This is a genomic window from Mycolicibacterium chengduense, assembly GCF_033741155.1.
GTDB lineage: Bacteria > Actinomycetota > Actinomycetes > Mycobacteriales > Mycobacteriaceae > Mycobacterium.
The window spans coordinates 402,056-425,473 of sequence record NZ_JAWQNH010000002.1; the positions used below are offsets into that span (position 1 = coordinate 402,056).

Below are 23,418 nucleotides of genomic sequence, written 5' to 3' on the forward strand. Positions count from 1 at the left end.
GGCAACCACGAGGTGGGCGCTATCCTTCGAGCGTGTCAGATGAGCTCTGGGCGTCGGCCACCCGGCATCCATTCCTGAATGCGGTGCGCGACGGCACCATCACCGACGAAGCCTTCGACCGCTGGCTGGAACAGGACGCCATCTTCGTCGCCGACCTGCTGAAGTTCCAGGCCCGACTGCTGGCCCGCTCACCACGCCCGGCGCAGGCGGTGCTCGTCGCCGGCTGCGCGGCCTTGGTCAGCGAACTGGACTGGTTCGAGGAACAGGCCGCCCGGCGCGGTATCGAGCTGCACAGCACGGCGCTGCCGGCCACCCTCGCCTACCGGGAACTGCTCCGCGTCCTCGACGCCGAACCGTTCGACGCGGCCGTCACCGCGCTGTGGGCGTTGGAACGGGTGTACCTGCTCGCATGGCAGTATGCACACTCGCCGAGCTCACGTTTCCGCGAGTTCGTCGAACATTGGAGCACACCGGAATTCGCGTCATACGTCGACGCACTGGGTGAGCTGGCCACCCCAGAGGACAACAACGCACTGGTGGACGAAGTGCTGTCGCACGAGGTGGACTTCTGGGAGATGGCCGGCGCATGACCCTGTCCTCCCGGCTGTGGTCGGAGAACGACGACCTTGCGGCTCAGACCCTTGCCCACCCATTCGTGCAGGGTATCGGCGACGGGTCGTTGCGACGCGAGCTGTTCGCCGGGTACGTCGCCCAGGATGCGTTCTTTCTCGAATCCTTCGCGCGGGCTTACGCTTTGGTGCTGGTGCGCAGCGCCGACACCACCACCCTGCTGACCCTGGCGGATCTCCTCGGCGGGGTCCGCGACGAACTCCGGCTGCATGCCTCGTACGCAGATTCGTGGGGTATCGACATGGCCGGGGTGACGCCGTGGCCGGCGACCCTGGCCTACACCGACTTCCTGCTGGCCACCGCATCCACCCAGGATGCCGCCGCCGTGTACGCCGCGATGACGCCATGCATGCGGCTCTACGCATGGCTGGGCCGGTCGCTCGCGGGCGGCGACGCCGGACCGTACGCCGACTGGGTGCAGACCTATGCCGATCCGGAATTCGAGGCGCTGGCAACTCAGCTCGAGACACTGCTGGATCACCAGGACGTCGATACCCCCGCGCTGCACGACACCTACCGCCGCGCCATGCGTCTGGAGTTGGGATTCTTCGAGGCGGCGTTCAGAGCCTGACTTGTCGTACCCCTCTGCCAGAATGAGGTATGTCCACCGCCGCAGCGTCTTTGGAACCCAAAGAGCGCTTGGCGGTGCTGTTCGACGAGATCGGTGAACTGTGCGGGCAACGCAACGCCATCGACGGACGACTCGTCGAGATCGTCGCCGAACTCGAACGCAACGACCTGGCCGGCATGACCGGCTGCCGCTCGATCGCGGCCCTGATCGCCTGGAAAACCGGGGCCACACCGCGTAACGCCGAAACCATCGCCGCCGTCGCACACCGCCTCGACGAGTTCCCCCAGTGCGCCGACGGCCTACGCCAAGGCCGGCTGTCGTTGGATCAGGTCGGGGTCATCGCCGAACGCGCCGCCGACGGGTCTGATGCCCACTACGCCGAACTGGCGCTGTCGGCCACCGTCGAACAACTGCGCACCGCCATCAAACTGGCACCCCAACCAGACGCACCACCCAAACCCGAACCCACACCGGCGATCACCAAAACCGAACACGGGGACCACTGCACCTACCGGATCACCCTGCCCCGGCTGGAAGCCGCCACACTCGACGCCGCGCTGCAGTCCCGCCACGACGCGCTGATCGCCGAGCATCCCGGTGACCAGACGCCGTTCCCCACCCGGGTCGATGCGTTCATGAGCTTGGTGCACGCCGGCTGGGACACCGACGTCGCCGCCCGCCCGCCCGCACGGGCAGCACACCACCGTCATCGTGCACGTCGAGGTCGACCAACCCGCCGCCCTGCACCTGGGGCCGGTGCTCACCGATGCGGAGCGCCGGGAACTGCTCTGCGATGCGACCTGTGAGGCCTGGTTTCAGCGTGACGGCCGACCGATCGGGGCCGGGCGGTCCACCCGGACCATCAGCCGCCGGCTCCGGAAGGCCTTGGAGCACCGGGACCGGCACTGCGTCATCCCCGGCTGCGCCGCCAGTCGGGGCTTGCATGCGCATCACCTCGTGCACTGGGAGGACGGTGGCCCCACCGAGCTGGACAATCTCGTGCTGCTCTGCCCGCGGCATCACCGCCTGCATCACCGCGGGGAGATCACCATCACCGGCCCCGCCGATCGCCTCGTCGTCACCGACACCGACGGCGACCCCATCGACCGCGGCTCACTGGCCCGACCACCCACCACCGCACCACCGACCGTCGCGCCCTACAAGGGCCCGACCGGTGAACGCGCCCAATGGTGGTGGTACCAACCCTTCCAACCACCACCGACGAGCGCCAACTAATCCTGCGGCGGCGGGAATCCCCCGGTGGCCACCGGCCCCCACCGGCGAGGCGTGATGCGCAGCAAGCACTTTCGCTGATCAACCATGGCCTGCCGGTACTCGTCCCAATCCGGGTGCTCACCGGCGACGGCGCGGAAGTAGTCGACCAACGGCTCGACCGCGTCGGGTAAGTCGATCCGCTCGGCGTCACCGTCGATCTGGACGTAGGGGCCGTTGAACTCGTCCGACAGCACCACGACGCTGGCCCGCGGAGTTCGGCCGATGTTCACGGCCTTGGCGCGCTGCGGGTAACTGGCGATGACGATGCGGCCCTGGCCGTCCACGCCGGCGGTGACCGGCGAACTCTGCAGCGAGCCATCCGCCCGGAAGGTGGTGAGCACCATCCGGTGACGTGGGCGGACGAACTCCAGTAGTTGCTCGAGGCTGACGGTATCGGCGGTGGCGTAGGTGCGGGGCATACCGTGATTGTCCCCCTCGGTCACGCCGAAACTGAACCGTGGGACCGATTAGCCGGAAAACTCGTCCTTCTCCTGATTTGTGGAGCCGCACCCGTACTGGTTACGGGTGCGGCTCCACAAATCGCCGGTCAGAAGTAGCCGCTGCCCGGGAGTTTGGTGCCGCGCGTGTAGTAGGCGCCGATGGCCTGGGCCTTGTACGACGTCGGGTTGTGCGACGCGAGCGTGCGGATGTTGCGCCAATGCCGGTCCAGCAGATGCGCCTGCCGTACCACCGACGCCCCACCGACGTCGAAGATCTGCGATGCGGCCTTCTGCGCCAGCCCGTCGATCACGACCTTCGCCGCCGCGGCGTGCAGCGACGCCTCATGCGCCAGGTCCAGGTGCGGATCGGTCTTGGCGACGTCGGCGTCATAGGCGCGCTCCAGCGCATCGGCGGCGGCCAGCACCGTGGCCTCACCCGCATACCCGGCCGCGGCGATCTCCCCGATCTCGCGCTGCAGCAGCGGATCATCAGGGGCCGATGGATTCGGAGCCCAGGTGAAGCTACGCGGGCGCTGATGCACATGCGCGACCGCGTCGTTGCGAAGAGCTTGCAGCACACCGACTTCCAGCGCGGTGACATACAGCTGGAAGAACGCCCCGGACAGATACAGCGCCGGCGGCTCGGCATCGGCGTCCGGCGGCGCGAACTGCAACAGCTCCTCGGCGTGCACCTCGACGTTGTCGAAGACGGCGGTCCCGGTGCCGGTGGCGCGCTGCCCGAAACCGTCCCAGTCGTCGAGCACGGTCACGCCCTCCCGATCGGTGGGCACCAGCGCGATCACCGTGGCGCCCTCGGGGTTGCTGGCGAGCACCTCGGCATAGTCGGCGTACAGCGTGCCGGTGGTGAAGTACTTGGTGCCATTGAGCCGGAAGCCGTCACCATCGGGAGTCAGCTTGGTCTGCCAGGTGAACGATCCGGCCGGGGTGGACCCGAGTTCGGTGGAGGCGTTGCCGACGATCGCACCGCGCAGCGCCAGGTCGATGACGCGGCGGCGTTCGTCCTCGTCCAGGCGCAGCCGCTCCTCCACGTGGGAGAAGTGCCCACGCAGGATGTGCGCGACGTTCACGTCGACGGCCGCCAGCGCGATCACCGTGGCGAACAACTCCCGCAGGCTGGCACCGCCGCCACCGTGCTCGGCGGGGACGCGCAGCGCGCCGAGTCCGGACTTGCGGATCAGATCGATGATGGCAAAGGGTCGCTCGTTGTTGCGTTCGCGTTCCAGGGCGCCCTCGCCGATCTGGGCGATCAGTTGCGCCAGCCGGTCCGAGCCATAGGTCAGCGGTTCGGTGGACAGGGTGTTCGTCATCGTGATATCTCCTCGGTGACGCGGCGGTAGCGCGCCGCGCGGTGTGATTCGGGCAGCCGCGGACCGCGCCCGAACAGTTTGTGCCGCAACGAACCCGGCTCGTATGCGGTCTTATAGACGCCGCGTCGCTGCAGCTCGGGAACGACGTGGTCGATGAAGTCGATGAACGACCCCGGGGTGATGACGTTGGTGAGGTTGAATCCGTCGACGTCGGTCTGCTCGACCCAGGACTGCAGGTCGTCGGCCACCTCGGTGGGTCCGCCGACGCTGAAGCCGCCCTCGGCGTCGATGGCATGTGCGTCGATGAAATCGCGCAGCGTCCACTGGCCCTGCCCGAACATCTGCACCGACGACTTCAGGTACTCGTTGTCGGTGACGGCCACCGGGTCGTCCAAGTCGAACCGGGACAGGTCACTGCCCAGCCAGCCCGACCAAAGAGCCAGTGCCCCTTCGGGATCCGTATACCGGCGGAAGTCTTCGTAGCGGTCGCGCGCAGCCTGGCGGGTGGGCCCGGTCACGGCGACGTGCCCGTTGACGATTTTGACGTCGTACGGGTCGCGCCCGGCATCGGAGGCCCGCGTCCGGATATCGGCGACGGCCTCGCGCAGCACCTCCTTGGTGGGCGCGCCGATGAAGATCACCTCGGCGTTCTCGGCGCCGAACTGCCGGCCCCGGTTCGACGCCCCGGCCTGGTACAGCACCGGGGTGCGCTGGATGGACGGTTCGCACAGATGGATTCCCGGTACCCGGAAGTGCTTGCCGGAGTGCTCGATCGGGTGCACCTTGGCCGGATCGGCGTAGTGCGCGCGCCCGGGTTCGGCGCCGACGGCGTCATCCTCCCAGGAGCCTTCCCACAGCTTGTACAGCACCTCGGTGTACTCGTCGGCGATCGCGTAGCGGTCGGCATGCGGGGTGATGGTGTCCAACCCGTGGTTACGGGCAGCGCTCTCCAGGTAGCCGGTGACGATGTTCCACCCGACGCGCCCCTTGGTCAGATGGTCCAGGGTGGACATCCGGCGCGCGAACGAATACGGGTGCTCGAACGACGTTGCCGCGGTGATGCCGAATCCGAGATGCTCGGTGACGGCGGCCATCGCCGGCACCACCAGCAGCGGATCGTTGACCGGCACCTGGGCACCCGAGCGCAGCGCGGCCTCCGGACCGCCGGCATACACGTCATAGATGCCCAGCACATCGGCGATGAACAACCCGTCGAACAGCCCCCGCTCCAACAGCCGGGCCAGGTCGATCCAGTACTCCAGGTCCTTGTACCGTGCCGCCTGCGACTCCGGGTGCCGCCAGGTACCGGCAACGATATGCGTCACACAGTTCATGTCGAACGCGTTCAGAACGATCTGGCGGGCCACCGCCGACACGATGGCCCACCGGACGGCTTCGCGATACCGATCAAATCGGTGCGATTCTCTTCCGTAACGTTGCGTCACACACGGCGGGAATATCCGCACGCCGATCGGTGTTGCGCAGCAGGTGACTGAGCAGCCTGAACTGAGCCCCACCGACTGGGTCCGCACCCAGACCGAGAAGATCCTGCAGAGCGGGACCACCGACGGCGTCGAGGTCCTGGATCGTCCGATCGTCCTGTTCACCACGACGGGAGCGAAATCGGGCAAGAAGCGTTATGTGCCGCTGATGCGCGTCGAGGAGGACGGCAAGTACGCCATGGTGGCCTCCAAGGGCGGCGACCCCAACCACCCGTCCTGGTATCACAACGTGAAGGTGAACCCCCAGGTCACCGTGCAGGACGGGGACAAGGTCACCGAGGGCACCGCCCGCGAGGTCGAGGGTGACGAGCGGGCCCACTGGTGGGAGCTGGCCGTCGCGGCCTACCCGCCGTATGCCGAGTACCAGACCAAGACCGACCGGCAGATCCCGGTCTTCGTCGTCGAATAATTCGTGATCTCTGCCTGTTCAGCGGCATGACAGCCGCTGAACAGGCATGCCTCATCCGAGAGCGACGCCCAGCTCCTGGGCGAACACCTTGATCATGTGCTGCACGGCGATCTCGTTGCGGCCGATGATCATGTGGTCATGCTGGCCGTGCCGGACGCCCTCGCCGCACTGCGGCAGCATCGCGAAATCCTCGTCGCGCACCGCGGCATGCACCCCTTCGTACACGGTGTCGTAGAAAGCACGCATGTCGTCGTCCACGGCCGGGACGCGCCCCATCCAGCTGTGCCGCACCGTGCAGCGCGTCGGCTCGCCCGCGGGCAGCATGTCGATGATCTCCACCCCGACCGGGCTGTTGGCCAGGATGAGGTTGGGATACACCCAGTAGATGACGCCCATATTCGCCGACGGTTCGCGTGGCGCGTCCGCGTCCTGCTCAACGTTGGTGATCCAGGTGAACGGGAACCCGATCCGGTGATGCTTGCCGAACTCGTCGTAGATCGAGGTGTTGGGTAGCGTGTTCTGCCCGATCAGGCTTTCGCCGTGCACGAAGGGGAAGTGATACCCCTCGGCAAACGCCTCCAGCGCTCCTTTCCAGGACACCTCGGAGGAGAACTCCCGATCGGTATGGTAGCCATACGACTGGTAATTCCATTGCGCGAGTTCGGGTCCCAGCGCTCCCAGATGGTTGTCGACATCAATGGACGCATCGGCGGTCAGCACCGCCCAAATGAACCCGTACCGTTCCTGTGACGGAAGTTCGACCAGCCCGTAGTCGGCGTTGTCCATGGTGTCGAAGCCCGATTTGCCGGGCACCATGAACAATTCGCCGGTGTTGCGATAGGTCCAGGCGTGATAGGGGCACACGAAGCGGGCGGCATTGCCGGACCCACAGGCCGGCATCGCCCCACGGTGCCGGCAATAGTTCAGCAGGACATGAGCGGCGCCCGTCCGGTCCCTGGTGACCAGCAACGAATCACCCAGCACGGAGCGCACCACGTAGTCGTTGCGCTCGGGCAACTGCGCCGACGGGACGATCGCGAGCGGCACCCGGCGCAGAATCTGCGCCTCTTCGATCTCGGTGATCTTGGGATCGCGGTAATAGTGCAGCGGCACCTTGAGCACGGCATCGGCCATATCGGTGGTGCCGTCGAGTGCATGCCGCAGGGCTCGCCGGGTCAGCGCCTCGTCAGCGCACGTCGTGGGTGTGGGAACCATGACTAGACCATACATTTGCCAATGACTGTATTGTCAAGATTGCGCGCCGATCCATGCGACGATCGATGCATGCGCAGGCATGGTTGGTCCGGCGACATCCCGGCCGACGACGACGAAGCGGTGACCCGGATCGTCGACGCGTCCCGCCGCGCCATCGACGCCCAGGGCACGGTGAGCGTGTCCGCGGTGGCCCAAGCCCTGGGCGTCACCCGTCAGACGATTTATCGATACTTTCCCACCCAGGAGACGCTGATGGCCGCAACGGCCGTCGCATCCGTGGACGGGTTCCTGGATCGCCTTGCCGCCCAACTTGGTTCGATCCGCAACCCCACGGAAGCCGTCGTCGAGGGCATCGCGTACACCGTCGAGCAGTTGCCACACGACCGCTACCTCGGCCTGGTTCTGCAGCCCGGCAAGGCCAGTGCATTCACCGCGGGGGTGACCTCCGATATCGCCATCGGGTTCGGCCGCAGCATCCTCCAACGCTTCGACATCGATTGGACCGCAGCGGGATTCGCCGACAGCAGGCTCGATGAACTGGTCGAGTTCATGTTGCGCATCCTGCAGTCGTTCATCGTCGACCCCGGTCGCCCCGCGCGGCACGGTCAGGCGCTGCGCGACTACCTCGACGACTGGGTCGCGCCCGCCGTCAGCGCGCACGCCGCGCGCGTCACCGTCAGGGCGGCGGGGGCGGCGGAGGAACGATGAAGCAATTCGAACCGCCGATACCCAGCACATAGACCGTCACGCAGCGCTGGAAACTGCCGTCCGGATAGAACGGCCCGTCACACTGACCGCCGCCGTTGCCCCAGACGACGGCACTTCCACACTCAGCGGCCGCCGGCGGCGCCGAAGCGACCGCACCCGCCGCCGACAAGGCCAACGCCACCAGAACGGCGCCGGCAATCTTCGCCTTCATCGCTCATGCCATTCCTTGCTCAGACCAATTAATTAGCCTGACTAGGATTATCCTCCGGTGGTGGGTCCACGGCAAGTGTGATCTCGCCGGCACAGCACCGCCCCCCCGAGTACGGAAGAATGACAAACGAGATGACCGATACCGAGGGCGCAGCCAACCGGGAGACTGTGGATCGGCGTCACCACATCGTGCGCCTGGTCCTGTTCGCGGCGGTCCTGGCGGCACTGTTCGCGCTGATGGTGTTCGGCAAGGTGATCGACGCCGACGAGATCCGCGCCGTCGTCACCGCCGCCGGACCCGCCGCCCCGCTCGCCTACATCGTGGTCTCGGCCGTACTCGGCGCGCTGTTCGTGCCGGGCCCGATCCTGGCCGCCGGCAGCGGACTGCTGTTCGGTCCGGCCGTGGGACTCGCCGTCACCCTCGGCTCGACCGTCGGCACCGCGGTGATCGCCAGTCTGGTCGGGCGCCGGGCCGGACGTGACAGTGCCCGCGCGTTGCTCGGCCCCGAGCGGGCGGATCGCCTCGACCGCTTGATCGAGCGGCGCGGGTTGTGGGCCGTCGTCGGGCAGCGGTTCATTCCGGGCATGTCCGACACGATGGCCGCCTATGCGTTCGGGGCGTTCGGAATGCCGTTGTGGCAGATGGCACTCGGCGCGCTCATCGGGTCGACGCCGCGTGCGTTCGTGTACACCTCACTCGGCGCGGCGCTCGGCGAGAAGTCCGCCGCGCTCGCGTTCGCCGCCGCCGCGGTGTGGTGTGTCACCGCCATCGTCGGGGTTTTCGCCGCCCACCGCGGCTACCGCGCCTGGCGCGGCCGCACACCTCGTTGACTTGGCCGTGGCGGCGCAAAAGTGCGAGAAGCGCCCGCCACCAACGCCAAGTCAACGCGGCTCACACCGTGAACGCCGCCCGGAAGGCCGTCAGCGCGGTCTCGCTGTCCGCGGAATTCCACGCCTCCATGCCGACGGTGCCGGTGAACCCGATCCCGTCCAGTGCCCGCGCGACCGCCGGGTAGTTGATCTCCCCCGTGCCCGGTTCGCAGCGGCCGGGCACGTCGGCCACCTGGATCTCCCCGATCGCCGGGCCGCACCGCCGCACCAACTCGACGAGGTTCCCCTCCCCGATCTGCGCGTGATAGAGGTCCAGCATCATCTTGACGTTGGGATGCCCGACGCCCTCCACCAGCGCGAGGGTGTCCTTGGCACGGGCCAGCGGCACACCGGGGTGGTCGACGATGGTGTTGAGGTTCTCCACGCAGAACGTCACGCCCGCACGCGCCCCGAGTTCGCCGATGCGCTCCAGGGTGCGCAGCGCGGTCAGCCACATCTCCCCGGTGGCGCGCTGCCGCGGCCGGGCCGCCTGACCGTCCACCAGTTCGGCGGTGTGCAGGTTCAGCCGGGTGACGCCGAGCGTCTCGGCGGCCTCGATGCTCAGTTCCGCGGTGCGCACCACCTCGCCGGCGGTGGCCGGGTCGATCAGGTCGCCGTGCAGATAACCGGTCATCGACGTGAAGGTGGCCCCCGTCGCGGCCAGCGCGGCCAGGTCCTTGTCGTGCCAGCTCCAGATTTCTGCGGCGAAGCCGAGCTCGTGAATCCGCTCGACCCGCTCGACGATCGGCAGGTCCCGGAACACCATCTCCGAGCAGACGGCCAGCTGGAAACCCATCTTCTCTCTCCTTTCGACTAGAACGTTCTAGTCGCGTTCAGTAAAGCACTGCTCGACTAGAACCTTCTAGTGTCGTGTCATGCAGCACCGACCCACGCTGGAGGATGTGGCCCGGCACGCCGGTGTCTCGCGCGCGCTGGTGTCCATCGTCATGCGCGACGTCCCCGGCGCCAGCGACGAGACCCGCGCCAGGGTGCGCCTGGCCGCCGACGAGATCGGCTATCGCCCCGACCCGCGGGCGCGGCGACTGCGTCAACTGCGCACCAAACTGCTCGGGGTAGCCTTCGCCACCGGTCAGGAATTCCACGCCGAACTGGTCGACGGCGTCTACGCCGCCGCAGACGAATTCGGCTACGACGTCGTGCTCAGCGGCGTCACCCGACACCACGATGAAAGCCGCGCCGTACGCACCCTGCTGGACGACCGGTGCGAGGCCCTGCTGCTGCTCGGTCCGCAGCTGTCCGCCGCCGAGCTCATCCGGTTGGCCACCACTATCCCGGTAGTCGTCGTCGCACGGCGCCTACGCGGTGTGGACGCCGTCCGCAGCGACGACACCGCCGGCGCTGCGATGGCCGTCGAGTACCTGCACGCTCTCGGGCATCGCGATATCGTCCACCTCGACGGTGGCCGTGCGCCCGGCGCCGCCGAACGGCGCCGCGGTTACACGCAGGCCATGCGCGCCGCCGGCCTGACGGCAGCCACTGTGCCCGGCGGCCTCACCGAGCGCGAAGGCGCCGCCGCCACCACGGCCCTGCTCGGCTCCGGCGCGGCCCTGCCGTCGGCGATCTTCGCCTTCAACGATCGCTGCGCACTCGGTGTACTCGACGTCCTGGTGCGAGCTCGTGTCGCTGTACCCCAACGGGTTTCGGTGCTGGGTTTCGACGACAGCCCGGCGGCCCGGCTGGCCCACATCGACCTGAGCACCATTCGGCAAGAAACCCGGCAGTTGGCTCGTGCGGCGGTGGCCCGCCTGGTGAGCCGACTCGACGAGACGGACGACAGCACCGGGCCGGTCGATATCGTCGTCCCCCCGACACTGGTGGTGCGGGGCACCACCTCGGCACCCACCGCGACGGGATGAATCCGCACCGGCGCATCCGTTCTGGTCCGCGGAGGGCCGCCGAGGGTTGCGGCCGGAGAGGAACAGCATGCGCATCGTCGTCATCGGCGGGACCGGCCTGATCGGATCGAAGATGGTGCACGCCTTGACCGAACACGGCCACCAGGCGATCGCCGCCTCGCCGCGGACCGGGGTGAACGCCGTCACCGGCGAAGGGCTGACCGACGTGCTGACCGGTGCCGGGCGGCCGACCGATGTGGTGGTCGACGTATCGAACTCGCCGAGCTTCGAGGACGGGCCGGCACTGGAGTTCTTCACCAGGTCGGCAACCAATCTGCTGGCCGCCGAGTCCGCCGCCGGGGTGCGGCATCACGTGGCCCTCTCGGTGGTGGGCACCCCGACGTTGGCACGGCAGAGCGGCTACTTCGCCGCAAAGCTGACACAGGAGAACCTGATCGGGGCCGGCCCGATTCCCTACACCATCGTGCGGGCAACGCAGTTCTTCGAGTTCCTGGGCGTCATCGCCGACTCGGCGACCGTCGAGGGAAGCGTCCGCTTGCCCGCCAAGGGTATCCAGCCGATGGCCGCATCCGATGTCGCCGAGGGGGTCGCCATCGCGGCACTCGGAGAACCCGTCAACGGGGTCTCCGAAATCGGCGGCCCACAACGCTTCGACCTGCCCGACCTCATCCGGACAGCGCTGACCGCCCGCGGTGACGGCCGGACGGTGATCACCGACCCCACCGCCACGTACTGGGGCATCGACATCGATGCCGACACCCTGGTGCCGTCGGCCGGCGCGACATTGTTCGAGACCCGGTTCGCGGACTGGATTCTCGAAACCGCGGCCACCGAACAACGCGGCTAGCCCTGGGTCTGGCGGCCCACCATCGCCTTGCACACCTGCACTCGCTAGCATCCAAGATCGAATCGAACAGACACGGTGGTAGCTATGTCGAGCCAAGCCGGCGGGCGGGGAACAACGTTGCGCGGCCGCGGCCGCGAGTCCGCAACGCTGGCCGACCTGGTGTTGCAGGCGCGCGCCGGCACCGGCCGGGCAGTGGTCCTCCGGGGCGAGGCCGGGGTCGGCAAGACGGCGCTGCTGGAATACACATCCGGCGTGGCAGCCGATTTCCGCGTCGTCCAGGTCGCCGGAGTGCAGACCGATATGGAACTCGCATTCGCTGCTCTGCAACAGATGTGCGCACCGCTGATGCGTTACGTCGACACTCTTGCCGTGCCGCAGCGGCAAGCCCTTGCGGTGGCCTTCGGGTACGGCACCGGTCCCACCCCGGACCGGTTCCTGGTCGGCCTGGCCGTCCTCGGCCTGCTCGCCGCGGCGGCCGACGATCAACCACTGCTCTGCCTGGTGGACGACGCGCAATGGCTCGACCAGGCGTCGGTGCAGACCCTGGCGTTCGTCGCGAGGCGCCTACTCGCCGAACGCATCGCCATGGTCTTCGCCGTGCGCGAGGGCCACGCCGAAATCCTGCCAGGACTACCCGACCTGCCGATCACGGGGCTGTCCGACGCTGATGCCAGGGCACTGCTGGAGTCGGTGATGATCGGCGGCATCGACCCCCGGGTGCGGGATCGCATCGTCGCCGAAACTCGCGGCCTACCACTGGCTTTGGTCGATGTGCCACGCACCGTGACGGCAACCGAGCTGGCCGGGGGCTTCTGGATTGCCGGCAAGAGATCATCGACGGCCGCGATCGAGGCCGGGTTCGTGCGGCGCATCACCGCGCTGCCTGCCGATACGCAACGGTTGCTCCTGGTTGCCGCCGCAGAGCCGGTGGGTGATGCTGCGCTGTTCCTGCGGGCGGCCGCGGCCTTGGGTATCCCGGTCGATGCCCTGGCCCCTGCCGAAGAGGCGGGCGTGATCGAATTCGGGCACCGCATGCGGTTCCACCACCCGCTGATGCGCTCGGCCGCGTACCGCGCCGCCGACCTCGGTGACCGTCGGGTGGTGCACCGTGCGCTGGCCGACGCCACCGATCCGCAGGCCGATCCCGACCGCCGGGCCTGGCATGCCGCCAACGCCGCGACCGGCCCCGACGACACCATCGCCGCTGAGTTGGAGGCCTCGGCCGACCGTGCCCAGTGCAGAGGCGGAATCGCCGCAGCGGCAGCATTTTTGGAGCGTGCGGCCATCCTCACGCTGGACCCGGCACTGCGGGGGGCACGTGCCATCGCGGCCGCCGACGCCAAGCGGGAGGCGGCCGCGCCGGAGGCCGCCTACGAGCTGCTGGCGCTGGCCGAAGCGGGCCCGCTATCGACCCTGCAACGAGCCCTGGTCACCAGGATGCGAGCCCAGATGGACTTCGTGCGCAGCCGGGCCACGTCGGCAGGAACGCCACCCGTCGGTGCGGCCGCCGCCCAACTGCTCGACGCGGCGCGCGCGCTGACCGGCCTGGACGACGAGCTGGCCCGCGAAACCTACCTGGAGGCCCTGACCGCAGCCATGTACGCCGGCCGTCTCGGCGAGCCCGACCTGATGGTCGAGGTGGCCACTGCGGGTCTGGCGGCTGCGGGCTCCGTTGCGCAGCTGCGCCGGCCGGTCGACTATCTGTTGCGCGGCATGGCAACCCGGATCGTCGACGGTCCTGGCACCGGTTCGGCCGATTTGAGTGCGGCACTCGAACTGTGGAACGCCCACGCTCAGGAGCAGACCGGGCAATGGCTGTATTGGCCGTTCCCGGTCGCCCAGGAATCAGCCGCCCACGAGATGTGGGACGACGAGGTGCTGGAACGGATCGCCGGTGACACGGTGCGGCGGGCCAGGGAGGCCGGCGCCCTGGCCGCGCTGCCACCTGCACTCGGCTATCGAGCCGGCGTCCACTTCTACCGCGGCGAGTTCGATTCGGCCACAACGCTGATCGAGGAATCCATGGCCATCACCGCATCGATGGGCAATGCGCCGGTGCGTTATCACACGCTGCTGCTCGCCGCGTGGCGTGGCGCGGTCGCCGAAGCCGAGGCGATCATCGAGGCGGCCGCCGCCGACGGTGCGGCCCGTGGTGAAGGGCGGCTGCTCGGCTTGTCCGGCTTCAGCAAGGCCGTGCTCTACAACGGACTCGGCCGCTACGACGAGGCACTGGCCGCCGCGCACCGCTGCTGTGAGTACGAGGACCTCGGCTTCTACGGCTGGTGTCTGTACGAACTCATCGAGGCGGCGGTCCACACCGGCGACCGCGCCGCTGCCGAAGCGGCGCTGCCGAAGCTCGAGGAGCGCGCCGGTGCCAGCGGTACCGATTGGGGCCTCGGCGCGGTCGCGGCCGCGCAGGCCCTGCTTGCCGACAATGACGATGCCGAGGAGGCTTTCGTCGAAGCGATCGAGCGACTGGAGCGCGCCGACATCGCGCTCCACCTGTCCCGGGCCCGGTTGTCCTACGGGGAGTGGTTGCGGCGGGCCAACCGTCGCGCGGACGCCCGGAAACAGCTGACCGCCGCCCACGAACTGTTCACCACGATGGGCGCACACGGTTTCGCCGAGCGGGCACGTCGCGAACTGAACGTCAGCGGCGACAAGGTCCGCAGACAGGCCGCCGGTTCCGGGGACGAACTCACCGCCCAGGAAGCCCAGATCGCCCAGCTGGCCCGCAACGGCCTGACCAACCAGGAGATCGGCGCCCAGCTGTTCATCAGCACCCACACCGTGGAATGGCACCTGCGCAAGGTGTTCGTCAAACTCGGCATCACCTCGCGCAAACAGTTACGCACGCTCTCGTCGGCACCGGGGCCGGCCGGCTGATCCGCACCACGGAGTCGCGACTACGGACTTTCAAGGGTCCGCCGCGCCCCTTCGCCGACAAGGCTGGTTCTCGAACGAGAAAACCAATGACGCGCGGAGGCACTCATGACCCTGACATCCGTCCCGGCCGACGGGGCCGGGCACGAATCCGATGCCGAACTCGCGGCACGCTTCGCCCGTGACACCCAGCCACTGTTCGATGTGCTGCATCGCGGCGCCCGCCGGCTGACCCGCACCGAGGCGGACGCCGAGGATCTGTTGCAGGACACCCTGCTGCACGCCTACACCGGCTTCCGCAAGTTCCGCCCCGACACCAATCTGAAGGCCTGGCTGTTCCGGATCATGTACAACCGGTGGATCAGCAATCACCGAGGCAGGCAACGCCGCCCCGCCGAGGTGACGGTGGAGGAGATCACCGACCGAGAGCTGGCCCGCGCCGCCACCCATCAGTCCGGTGGCCTGCACTCCGCCGAGGCCGTGGTGCTCGGGGCGCTGCCCGATCCGGAGCTCACCGAGGCCCTCGCCGAACTGCCGGAGGGCTTCACCACGGCGATGTTCTACGCCTATGTCGAGGGCTACACCTATGCCGAAACCGCGGCCATCATGGACATCCCGATGGGCACGGTGATGTCCCGGGTCTCGCGTGGTCGCCAGCGGTTGCGCACCTCACTGGCCGTGCACGAGCGACGGATCGCCTGACCGATGGAACTGACACAGCAGACCGCACTGGTCACGGGCGGCACCGCGGGGATCGGGCTGGCTTGCGCACGACTGCTGGCCGCTGCGGGCGCGACGGTGCTCGTCACCGGCCGAGACGGCGACCGGGGTGCCGCGGCGGCGGCCGCGATCGGAGCCCGGTTCGTCCGGGCCGACCTGTCGGATATGGAGTCGGTACGAGCGCTGGCCCGGCAGGCGCCGGAGGTCGACATCCTGGTGAACAATGCCGCCGCCTTTCCCGCGGCTCTCACCGTCGAGCAGGAACTCGACCCCTTCGAGCGGACCTTTGCCACCAATGTCCGGGGACTCTACTTCCTGACTGCCGCGTTGGTGCCCGGGATGCTCGCCCGCGGGCGCGGCAGCATCGTGAACATCACCACCATGGTTGCCGGCAAAGGCGTACCGGGGGCGTCGGCGTACAGCGCATCGAAGGCTGCGGTGGAATCGCTGACCCGCACGTGGGCCGCCGAATTCGGTCCGGGCGGGGTCCGTGTCAACAGCGTCGCTCCCGGCCCCACCAGAACCGAAGGCGTGCAGGCGGAATGGGGCGACACCAACGAGGAACTCGGCCGCTCACTTCCGCTGGGCCGCACCGCCGATCCCCTGGAGATCGCGCAGGCCGTGCTCTTCCTGGCCTCTCCGCTCGCCAGTTTCATCACCGGTTCCACGCTGCACGCCGATGGCGGCGGCAGCGCCATCTGACTCGAACACCCCGAGGAGCACCCCGTGACGAAAACATACGACCCCGGCTGGGAGGACGCGTTGACCGTCGTCCAGGAGGTGATGCCGCCTGCCATCGCCGAAGGCGCGCACGCCATGACGGTCATCATCGAATATCCACCCGGTAGCGCCGGCGCACCGCCGCACCGGCACCCCAGTGGTCCGGCATTCGGTTACATGCTCGAGGGCGAGATGCTGTTCGAGTTGGAAGGCGAACCGCCACGGGTCATCCGGGCCGGTGAGGCGTTCTGGGAGCCGGGCGGTGATGTCATCCACTATTCGGATGCCAACCACCGCGACGATGTCAGGAGCCGTTTCCTGGTCACCATGATGTGTGTGCCAGGGCAGCCGATGCTCACCCTCGTCGACGACGAGGAACTGGCGGCCCGCGCGCACCTGCGCGTGCCGGCGCAGGAGTGAGTTCGATGTCCAGAATCCTGTTACAGACCACCATTCCGGCCAACGCCGACGACTGGGACATCTCCCGGTTCACCTTGCTCGCCGACGAACTGCGCGCAGCCGGGCATCAGGTGATCGCCCGCAACCGCGCCGGTGACGACGACGATCCGGTGCTGTCCCATCTCGACGAGCTCGGCTACGACCAACTGTGGCTGATGGCCGTCGATACCGGCGGCGGCCTCACCGAGGCCGAGTGCACGGCCATCAGCCGATTCCGGCTGGCCGGAGGTGGGGTGTTGACTGCCCGTGATCATCAGGAACTCGGCAGTTGCCTGCTGCGGCTGGGTTCACTGGGGATGGTGAATCGATTCCACGACCCGGCGGTCGACCCGGACAGCATGTGCGACGACCGCGACAATCCCGATATCTCTTGGCCCAACTTCCATTCCGGCGCCAACGGCGACTACCAACCGGTGCTGGTCGACGGCGTCCCACATGAACTGCTGCGCACCGGCCGAACCGCCAGCGGGCGCATCGAGTGGTTCCCGGCGCACCCGCATGAGGGGTTGGTTGCCGACGACGTGCCGGGCGCGCGCGTGGTGGCCCAGGGCCGCAGCGCATCGACCGGACGGCGTTTCAATCTGGCTGTCGCACTGGAGGAATCGGGTCCACCGGGCGAGCACATGATGGGCCGGGCACTTGCGGAGTCCACCTTTCACCATTTCGCGGACTACAACTGGGATGTCGGCCGCGGCGCGCCGACCTTCGTCACCGAGTCGCCCGGCTGTGCGATCAAGGACGATCCATCCCGTCTGGAGACCTTCAAGGATTACGTGCGCAATATCGCGTCGTGGCTCACGCCATCCGGTGCACGTCGTTGACCGCGGCGGCGAACCGATCTGGTGCCTCCTGCGGGACGTTGTGCCCGATACCGTCGAGCACCCGGTGGTCGTAGGGGCCGGTGTAGCGGGCTCGGTAGCCCGCACCGTCCTTGGCCGGCCCGTCGAAGTCGCTGCCGATCGTGATGGTGGGAACGGTGATCGGCGGTTTCGCGGCCAGCCGTCGTTCGTCGTCGTCGTAGCGGGCTTCACCGGCGGCCAGGCTCTGGCGCCACCGGTAATTGTGGATGACGATGGCCACGTGGTCGGGGTTGTCGAACGCCGCCGCCGACAGGTCATAGGTGCTGTCGTCGAAATGCCATAGCGGCGAAGCGTTCTGCCAGATGAGACGGTTGAAGTCGGCGGTGTTCTGCCGGTAGCCGAGTTCGCCCCGCGGGGTGGCGAAGTAATACTGGTACCACCAACCGTATTCCGCCTTCGGCGGCAGTGGTGCACGGTTGGCTTCGAGGTCGACGATGAGGTAGCCGCTGACCGCGACCAACCCGCGCACGCGGTGTGGCCACAGCGCGGCGACCACGTTGGCGGTGCGACCGCCCCAGTCGTAGCCGCCGAGAATGGCGCTGGGGATGTTCAGCGCATCCATCAGGTCGATCACGTCGTGCGCCAGCGCCGACTGCTGGCCGTTGCGGACGGTGTCGGCCGACCGGAACCGCGTGGACCCGAAGCCGCGGGCGAACGGGACGATCACCCGAAAGCCTTGCCCGGCAAGGATGGCGGTGACATCGGCATAGCTGTGGATGTCATACGGCCAGCCGTGCAGCAGAATCACCGGCTGCCCGTCGGCGGGCCCGGCGTCCACGTAACCGACCGTCAGCACTCCCGCGTCAATCTGCTTGACGGGCCCCAACGCGTGCCGTGGTGCGGCCGGCGGGCCGGACGGGGCGGCCGGACCGTCCTTCGGCGCGGGGCTACAGGCGGCCACGGTGAGCGCACCCGCGGCCAGCGTGGTGAGCCGAGCGAAGGTCCGGCGGTTGATCCCGGGTGAGGCGGCACCAGTCATGGGTTCATCTGAACGCATCGCGCCCATCTGGTCCAACGATTCTTTTTCATCTGAGCCATCTACCGTGTAGATATGGAACTGCGTCAGATCGAACACTTTCTCGCCGTCGCCGACGCGCTGAGCTTCACCAGGGCTGCCGAGCGCGCCCACGTCGTGCAATCGGCCCTGTCCACCTCGGTGGGCAAGCTCGAGCGCGAGCTGGGTGTACAGCTGTTCGACCGCAGCCGTCAGCAGATCACCCTGACCGCCGCCGGTGAACGCTTCCGGGCGCACGCGTTCGACGTGTTGCGGGCAACCAGGGCGGCCACCGAGTCGATCGGTGAGTTCCGCGGAACCCTCTCCGGCACAGTTGAGTTCGGATCGTTGATTTCCTTCGGCCCGCTGGACGTGGCCGGCGCACTCGGTGAGTTCCACCGGGCGCATCCGCACGTGCGGTTACGGTTGCGGCTCAGCCAGAGTGGCGCCTCGGCCTATCTGGCCGCGTTGACCGAGGGGTCACTGGACCTGGCCCTGGTGTCGATGCCCAACCGGTTTCCCCCGCAGCTGGACCTGCGGCTGCTGTTCGAAGAACCGATGACCTTCGTGTGCCGTTCCGACCACCCGCTGGCAGCATCGCGACGATTGGACATCGCCGATGTCGCCACCGAGGAACTGGTCGGCCTCCCGCCCGACTTCGGGCTGCGAAAGCTGGTGGACAACGCTTTTCACGCCGCCGGGGTGCACGCCCAGACCCAGTACGAGGTGCCTGCCGGCTTCGCCGCCATCGCCGAATTGGTGAGCAACGGGCTGGGCACCACCTTCATGCCCCGCTGCGAGGCGCGCCGGTTCCCCCACCTGAACGCCGTCGAGCTGGTCAACCCGGTGACCTGGCAGGTCTACCTCGCCTCACCACCGGCCGAGCGGATGACCCCGGCCACCGTGCGGCTCGCCGACACCCTGCTGGCCACCGCCACCCGGGCCGGTTAGTCAGCGCTGCGCGGTGATCGCACCACCCAGCCACCGTTTGACGAAGCGGCGCAAGTCTTCCCGTGACCGCCCGGCCGGATTGGGTGCCACGAAGAAGGACAGCATCATCCGCAGCGTGAACTCCACCAACTCGTGCAGGGCCGCGTCGTCGTACCCGTGGGCCGCCCAGTCCACGTCGAACCGGTTGATCATCCGCATACCGAAGTCCTGCGCCTCGTCGGAGGCCATGCTGCCCGGCCGGGCGTTCTCGTAGGACTCGGACAGCAGGATCGCCAGGTGCGGGATGCGCGCCACCTCTTCGAGGGTGAACATCACCCCTTCGGTCATCGCTTCGGCCGGGTCGGCGATGCCACCGACCGCGCCGGCCAGCCGGTCCAGGAAGCCGTCCACCGACGCGATGGCCGCGGCGTGCATCAGGGACTCGGCCGTCGGAAAGTACCGGTACACCGTCTGGCGGATCACCCCGAGGGATGCGGCGACATCGGCGATGCTGATGCCCTTGCCCGTCTCCGCAATGAGCTTCACGGCCGCCTCGACGATCCGCGCCGTCGCCTCCTCGTCGCTGCGCGGCGGCTCGCCACCCCATCCGCGCCTGCGCGCCATGGTCGAAGGATATCGCCACCCCGCGTTGACGTCGTACAGCACGCAATGTCAACATACACACGACGGCAGATTTGTATGATCACAGCGAGGTGTTCCCATGACGGACCTGGTGGTACGCAAGATGCGGTTTGCGTTCGCCGACTACGACGTCCCGTTCCTGTGGAACGAGACCAATCCGGCGTTCTCGGCGATGGCGAATGCGGTGTCCTTCCTGGCCATCGCGTTCGAGAAGATGATCGTCAGCACCATGGCCGAGGCCAAGCCGCTGCTCACCGATCCGGTGATCGCCGAGGAAGCCGACGCGTTCACGCGGCAGGAGGGCCAGCATTCGATGGCCCACCGCCAGCACGCGCGGGGACTGATCAAGGCCTACCCGGCCCTCAAGGAGACCCTCGACCAGGTGATGGCCGCTTTCGACGATCTGGTCGAGAACACGCCGCTGAAGTACCGGCTCGCCTACACCGCGGACCTGGAGGCCACCTTCACCCCGGTGTTCAAGCTGATGTTGGACAACGACGCAACGTTGTTCGCCCCGGGCGATGACCGGGTGGCCTCACTGTTCCTGTGGCACTTCGTCGAAGAGGTCGAACACCGCAGCTCGGCCCTGATCATCTACAACGGCCTGGTGGGCGACCCCTGGTACCGGGCCCGGGTGGCCCCGTCCATCTTCAAGCACGTACTGGATGTCGTACGAATGGCGTGCGACGGCTTCAACAAGCACATCCCACTGGAGGTGCGCAAGGTCGACGCGGTCTCCACCTTCGCCCTCGAGCGCGGCAAGAACGCCTTTCTGCAGAAGATCGGTCGCCGGCCCGACTACGGGCCGTTCCAGAGCCCGTTCCCCAATCTGTCCAAGCGGGAACTGCTCACCGCGTTCGTGGGTATCGTGCGCAGCCAGATACCCGGGCACGATCCGGCGCACGAGAAGCTGCCTGCGCTGGCCGGTGAGTGGTTCCGGCGCTACGACGAGGGCTACGACGTGACCAAGTGGTACACGGCCGGCGACACGGCCAGGGCGGCCGCCGATGTCTGATCTGTGCGCCGCGACATTCGCTGGTTTGGCTGCGCGCCTCGGCTTCTCGTGCGACGAGATGGGTGGCCTCATCTCCTTGCGCAATCCGCTGGCTTTGGAGAACTGGACGCTGCCGGTACTGGAGCTCATCGTCATCACCGGCGCGGTGCTGTCGCTGGTGTACGCCGTCACCCGGTGGCGCCGCCACGGTGATCCCACCAACATCGTGCTGTGGTTCGGCGCCATCGCCTACCTGCTCATCATCGAGCCACCGCTGTACTTCCCCGCGCAGTTCGGGATCGGCGAGTACGTCGACACCATGTTCGCGCACAACGTGTTCACCGTCGATTTCCTGTGGGGCCGGTTGCCGCTCTACATCATCGCGATCTATCCGATGATGGCCACCGTCGCATTCGAGATCGTCCGTGTTCTCGGCGTGTTCGCCCGACGCGGGGTGCTGATCGGCGCGATCTGCGTCGGATTCGTCCACCACGCCTTCTACGAGATCTTCGATCATCTCGGGCCCCAATTGCGGTGGTGGGAATGGACGCTGGACCATCCCATGAATCAACCGTTCTTCGACTCCGTCCCGCTCCCCAGCGTCGTGGTGTTCGCCGCTCTCTGGCCGATGTCGCTGGCCTTCTGCGTGCAGTTGTTCGTCGGGCGCCACGTCGACGCCGGCACGAATTACACCGGCTGGCAGATCGTTTGGCGCACCATCGTGGTCGGTGTGCTGGCCTCCGTCGGCACCGCGGTCCTGCCGCTGCCCGCCACCGTGGTCACCAGGTTGACCGGCAGCACCGATATCGGTGGCATCGTGTACGCCCTGGAACTGGTGGCACTGAGCGTCGTCGCGATACCGGCTCTCATCGGCCAATGGCGCACCCTGCGCGGGTCCGGGAGCGCCCATCACAACCCGCTCATCCTGGGCTACGCCGCGGTATACCTGGTCGTCATGGCGGTGCTGTGGGTCGCCGCCCTGCCCGCCTACTTCGGCGCCGACGGCGGGGTGACGGCCGACGGAGACCCGGTCGGTAGCCTCTGGTACACCGTGCTGTGCTTCGCCATCGCCGCGCTGTGCCTCACCGCCTGCCGCAGCGTGGCGCCGCGCGCCACGGCTGCGCCCGAGCCGCTACTGTCCGGCCGGTGAGCCAACCCGGCCGGTGTGCGAGCTGATCCACTGCTCGGCCGCGGCGGCGGCGCGCACCAGGGCGCCGTACTCGCCGAAATAGTCGGCGACCGCGCCCAGCCAGGGCAGCATGCCCAGGTAGCGGAACAGGCCACGGGGTTGGGGCCGCTTGCCCAGTTCGCCGCCGACGGCGTTGAGGATGCCCGCCAGGTGCCAGACCTTGCCGGCCAGCGACATCTGCGCCCAACCGGGTTCCTGCGGCGGCGCAGAGTTCACGTCGGCGTCCACGTCGGCAGCGATATCGCGGCCACACAACACCTCGGCCAGCATCCGTACCCGGGTGGGCGTGTCGGTGATGCCGTGTTCGCGCGCCACCGCGCACAACACGATCGCCTGGTTCGTGAATCCGAGCAGATCCTGGATCGGCAGGCGGTCCGCGACCGCACCGAAGACCCCGGGGAAGGCCACCAGGACGGTGTCAAGGGCCCCCACGCGCCGTACCCACCAGCGGACCCGGGCCGCGCGATCCTTCGCGTCCCACGCCTGGGTACCCGGGATGTCGGCACAGCGCAGTCGCGGTCGCAGCCCGAGCGGGTCGGCCTCGGCCAGCACTTCCAGGATCAGGTCGATCAGACCCACAGCGCGGCCGAGCGCGCTGGTGACGTCCTCGTCGGTGAGTTCGGCTTTCGGTAGCGGCAACAGGCCCATAGCGACATCCTGACGCATGCTCGGCCCGGGACCGGGACCAGGGTTGACGATGACTGGTTGCCAGTCAGTAGTCGCGGAGTTTGCTGATCAGCTCGTCTTTCGGCAGATTCGAGTAGCCGGACAGCCCGAGCTCCTTGGCGCGTTTGCGCAGTTCCACCACGGTCCACGCGTCGTAGCTGCCTGATCGGCCGCCCTTACGTCCCACCGCCGACGCTCCGCGGTTGGCCGCAGCGTTGGAAATTCGGGCGGCTTTCTCCTTGGAATTTCCCTCTTCACGCAGGTCGCGGTACATCTCTTCGTTCTTGATCGATGCATTCGGCACCGTGGCTACCTCCTCGGCCGATCGTGCGTGTGTTGTGTGATGATTCCCGGACCCGCACAAACTGAAACCTCGCGCAGGTTTGGCCACCGCACCCGTGGGCAACACCGCAAGGGTCACCGACGCCCGATGAGCCGCACTGACAGCGCGCACGGGACGTCGCCAGGACCGCCCACGC

At 67.9% G+C, this 23,418-nt stretch carries 25 protein-coding genes and 1 pseudogene; 16 read left to right on the top strand and 10 right to left on the bottom strand.

The features are described 5' to 3' along the window. Positions 1–32: 32 nt before the first annotated feature. From SBI67_RS07470 to SBI67_RS07480, 3 genes and pseudogenes are all read left to right on the top strand, one after another. Positions 33–590 (top strand): TenA family protein, encoded by a 558-nt coding sequence (locus tag SBI67_RS07470; protein WP_318979932.1) that lies wholly within the window; start codon positions 33–35, stop codon positions 588–590. Continuing rightward, positions 587–1,201, top strand: coding sequence for a TenA family protein (locus SBI67_RS07475; RefSeq protein ID WP_318979933.1), 615 nt, complete (start codon positions 587–589; stop codon positions 1,199–1,201). Before SBI67_RS07470 ends, SBI67_RS07475 begins: the two co-directional genes overlap by 4 nt. A 29-nt stretch (positions 1,202–1,230) precedes the next feature. Then, positions 1,231–2,437: pseudogene (locus SBI67_RS07480) on the top strand (HNH endonuclease signature motif containing protein). Here the strand turns inward: SBI67_RS07480 and SBI67_RS07485 are convergent. The 3 genes from SBI67_RS07485 to SBI67_RS07495 all read right to left on the bottom strand — a co-directional run bounded on the left by SBI67_RS07485 (position 2,434) and on the right by SBI67_RS07495 (position 5,611). After that, a complete protein-coding gene (locus SBI67_RS07485; RefSeq protein WP_318980479.1) occupies positions 2,434–2,895 on the bottom strand; it encodes a PPOX class F420-dependent oxidoreductase in 462 nt (153 codons plus the stop codon). The pseudogene SBI67_RS07480 and the gene SBI67_RS07485 overlap by 4 nt on opposite strands. Positions 2,896–3,023: 128 nt before the next feature. Beyond that, positions 3,024–4,244, bottom strand: coding sequence for an acyl-CoA dehydrogenase family protein (locus tag SBI67_RS07490; RefSeq protein WP_318979934.1), 1,221 nt, complete (start codon positions 4,242–4,244; stop codon positions 3,024–3,026). Next, positions 4,241–5,611: an LLM class flavin-dependent oxidoreductase gene (locus tag SBI67_RS07495; RefSeq protein WP_318979935.1), complete on the bottom strand. Its 1,371-nt coding sequence runs from the start codon at positions 5,609–5,611 to the stop codon at positions 4,241–4,243. The genes SBI67_RS07490 and SBI67_RS07495 overlap by 4 nt, the downstream gene beginning before the upstream one ends. Before the next feature lie 121 nt (positions 5,612–5,732). Here SBI67_RS07495 and SBI67_RS07500 point away from each other — a divergent pair, with 121 nt between their 5' ends. Then, positions 5,733–6,155 carry a nitroreductase family deazaflavin-dependent oxidoreductase gene (locus tag SBI67_RS07500; protein ID WP_266045404.1) on the top strand — a complete coding sequence of 141 codons (423 nt, stop codon included), beginning with the start codon at positions 5,733–5,735 and terminating at the stop codon, positions 6,153–6,155. Between the two features lie 51 nt (positions 6,156–6,206). Here SBI67_RS07500 and SBI67_RS07505 read toward each other — a convergent pair whose 3' ends face one another. Further along, positions 6,207–7,370, bottom strand: a complete 1,164-nt coding sequence (locus SBI67_RS07505; RefSeq protein ID WP_318979936.1) for an aromatic ring-hydroxylating oxygenase subunit alpha — start codon at positions 7,368–7,370, stop codon at positions 6,207–6,209. A gap of 69 nt (positions 7,371–7,439) precedes the next feature. Between SBI67_RS07505 and SBI67_RS07510 the strand changes: the two genes are divergently transcribed. Then, a complete protein-coding gene (locus SBI67_RS07510) occupies positions 7,440–8,078 on the top strand; it encodes a TetR/AcrR family transcriptional regulator (RefSeq protein ID WP_266045406.1) in 639 nt (212 codons plus the stop codon). On the opposite strand, the gene SBI67_RS07515 is transcribed toward SBI67_RS07510, so the two are convergent. Further along, complete coding sequence (locus SBI67_RS07515) at positions 8,047–8,289, bottom strand: CDGP domain-containing protein (RefSeq protein WP_413232422.1); 243 nt, start codon at positions 8,287–8,289, stop codon at positions 8,047–8,049. The genes SBI67_RS07510 and SBI67_RS07515 overlap by 32 nt on opposite strands. A gap of 131 nt (positions 8,290–8,420) precedes the next feature. On the opposite strand from SBI67_RS07515, the gene SBI67_RS07520 reads away from it, so the two are divergent. Further along, complete coding sequence (locus SBI67_RS07520; protein WP_318979937.1) at positions 8,421–9,119, top strand: TVP38/TMEM64 family protein; 699 nt, start codon at positions 8,421–8,423, stop codon at positions 9,117–9,119. A gap of 61 nt (positions 9,120–9,180) precedes the next feature. Here the strand turns inward: SBI67_RS07520 and SBI67_RS07525 are convergent, their stop codons facing one another. After that, positions 9,181–9,954 (bottom strand): TIM barrel protein, encoded by a 774-nt coding sequence (locus SBI67_RS07525; RefSeq protein ID WP_024450972.1) that lies wholly within the window; start codon positions 9,952–9,954, stop codon positions 9,181–9,183. A 79-nt stretch (positions 9,955–10,033) separates the two neighbouring features. Here SBI67_RS07525 and SBI67_RS07530 point away from each other — a divergent pair, with 79 nt between their 5' ends. The 7 genes from SBI67_RS07530 (at position 10,034) to SBI67_RS07560 (ending at position 17,485) form a co-directional block, all read left to right on the top strand. Then, positions 10,034–11,035 carry a LacI family DNA-binding transcriptional regulator gene (locus tag SBI67_RS07530; protein WP_266045410.1) on the top strand — a complete coding sequence of 334 codons (1,002 nt, stop codon included), beginning with the start codon at positions 10,034–10,036 and terminating at the stop codon, positions 11,033–11,035. A 67-nt stretch (positions 11,036–11,102) separates the two neighbouring features. Next, positions 11,103–11,882, top strand: a complete 780-nt coding sequence (locus SBI67_RS07535) for an SDR family oxidoreductase (protein WP_318979938.1) — start codon at positions 11,103–11,105, stop codon at positions 11,880–11,882. Positions 11,883–11,966: 84 nt separating this feature from the next. Further along, positions 11,967–14,768, top strand: a complete 2,802-nt coding sequence (locus SBI67_RS07540) for a helix-turn-helix transcriptional regulator (RefSeq protein ID WP_318979939.1) — start codon at positions 11,967–11,969, stop codon at positions 14,766–14,768. 105 nt (positions 14,769–14,873) lie between these two features. Then, the gene (locus tag SBI67_RS07545) at positions 14,874–15,467 is read left to right on the top strand and encodes a sigma-70 family RNA polymerase sigma factor (protein WP_318979940.1); all 594 of its coding nucleotides are present in this window, start codon (positions 14,874–14,876) and stop codon (positions 15,465–15,467) included. A 3-nt stretch (positions 15,468–15,470) separates the two neighbouring features. Next, complete coding sequence (locus tag SBI67_RS07550) at positions 15,471–16,187, top strand: SDR family NAD(P)-dependent oxidoreductase (RefSeq protein WP_318979941.1); 717 nt, start codon at positions 15,471–15,473, stop codon at positions 16,185–16,187. Between the two features lie 81 nt (positions 16,188–16,268). Next, the gene (locus tag SBI67_RS07555) at positions 16,269–16,625 is read left to right on the top strand and encodes a cupin domain-containing protein (protein ID WP_266045525.1); all 357 of its coding nucleotides are present in this window, start codon (positions 16,269–16,271) and stop codon (positions 16,623–16,625) included. A 5-nt stretch (positions 16,626–16,630) separates the two neighbouring features. Further along, positions 16,631–17,485, top strand: coding sequence for a hypothetical protein (locus SBI67_RS07560; protein ID WP_318979942.1), 855 nt, complete (start codon positions 16,631–16,633; stop codon positions 17,483–17,485). On the opposite strand, the gene SBI67_RS07565 is transcribed toward SBI67_RS07560, so the two are convergent. Continuing rightward, positions 17,460–18,503 (bottom strand): alpha/beta fold hydrolase, encoded by a 1,044-nt coding sequence (locus SBI67_RS07565; protein WP_318979943.1) that lies wholly within the window; start codon positions 18,501–18,503, stop codon positions 17,460–17,462. The two genes, SBI67_RS07560 and SBI67_RS07565, sit on opposite strands and share 26 nt — an antisense overlap. Before the next feature lie 72 nt (positions 18,504–18,575). Between SBI67_RS07565 and SBI67_RS07570 the strand changes: the two genes are divergently transcribed. Then, positions 18,576–19,469: a LysR family transcriptional regulator gene (locus SBI67_RS07570; protein ID WP_318979944.1), complete on the top strand. Its 894-nt coding sequence runs from the start codon at positions 18,576–18,578 to the stop codon at positions 19,467–19,469. Here the strand turns inward: SBI67_RS07570 and SBI67_RS07575 are convergent, their stop codons facing one another. Then, entirely contained in the window at positions 19,470–20,072 is a 603-nt protein-coding gene (locus SBI67_RS07575; RefSeq protein ID WP_318979945.1) for a TetR/AcrR family transcriptional regulator, read from the bottom strand. A 97-nt stretch (positions 20,073–20,169) separates the two neighbouring features. Between SBI67_RS07575 and SBI67_RS07580 the strand changes: the two genes are divergently transcribed. After that, the gene (locus SBI67_RS07580) at positions 20,170–21,105 is read left to right on the top strand and encodes a metal-dependent hydrolase (protein ID WP_318979946.1); all 936 of its coding nucleotides are present in this window, start codon (positions 20,170–20,172) and stop codon (positions 21,103–21,105) included. After that, a complete protein-coding gene (locus SBI67_RS07585; RefSeq protein ID WP_318979947.1) occupies positions 21,098–22,234 on the top strand; it encodes a DUF7802 domain-containing protein in 1,137 nt (378 codons plus the stop codon). Before SBI67_RS07580 ends, SBI67_RS07585 begins: the two co-directional genes overlap by 8 nt. On the opposite strand, the gene SBI67_RS07590 is transcribed toward SBI67_RS07585, so the two are convergent. Together SBI67_RS07590 and SBI67_RS07595 are read right to left on the bottom strand one after the other, a co-directional pair. Continuing rightward, positions 22,217–22,921, bottom strand: a complete 705-nt coding sequence (locus SBI67_RS07590; protein ID WP_318979948.1) for a hypothetical protein — start codon at positions 22,919–22,921, stop codon at positions 22,217–22,219. The genes SBI67_RS07585 and SBI67_RS07590 overlap by 18 nt on opposite strands. 64 nt (positions 22,922–22,985) lie before the next feature. Further along, a complete protein-coding gene (locus tag SBI67_RS07595) occupies positions 22,986–23,243 on the bottom strand; it encodes a DUF7218 family protein (protein ID WP_318979949.1) in 258 nt (85 codons plus the stop codon). Between the last annotated feature and the right edge of the window lie 175 nt (positions 23,244–23,418).